The sequence below is a fragment of the Vibrio sp. T9 genome (assembly GCF_003123985.1).
GTDB lineage: Bacteria > Pseudomonadota > Gammaproteobacteria > Enterobacterales > Vibrionaceae > Vibrio > Vibrio diabolicus.
Genome location: NZ_NIGY01000089.1, coordinates 1 through 387 on the forward strand (window position 1 = coordinate 1; position 387 = coordinate 387).

Sequence of the window (387 nt, forward strand, 5' to 3'; positions counted from 1 at the left end):
GACACGTCGCTGCAGGGCAACGAGCCGTCGTCGCTGAAGGACGCCATCGCCCGCGTGCGCATCCGGCTCAACCGGCGCTCCATGCATTTTCGTCATGCCGTGCGTCTGGCCGCCGGCATGCTCGGCGGCTACCTCCTCATGCTCGCGCTGCATCCCACGCACGGCTACTGGATCCTGCTGACCACGCTTTTCGTCTGCCAGCCGAGCTATGGCAGCACGCGCCGTCGCCTCGTCCAACGGGTGGTCGGTACCACGGCAGGCCTGGTGGCGGGCTGGGCCATGCTTCACCTGATCCCCGGCGGCGACTGGCGCCTGCCGGTACTGGTCGCCACCGGCGCCGGTTTCTTCGCCTTCCGCTTCCGCCGCTATGCCCTGGCGACCGCCATC

Annotated in this window: 1 protein-coding gene; it reads left to right on the forward strand. The window is 69.3% G+C overall.

The features are described from left to right. Window positions 1-387, forward strand: a 387-nt coding sequence (locus CBX98_RS25560) for an FUSC family protein (RefSeq protein ID WP_172606036.1), incomplete at both ends; no start/stop codon positions are given.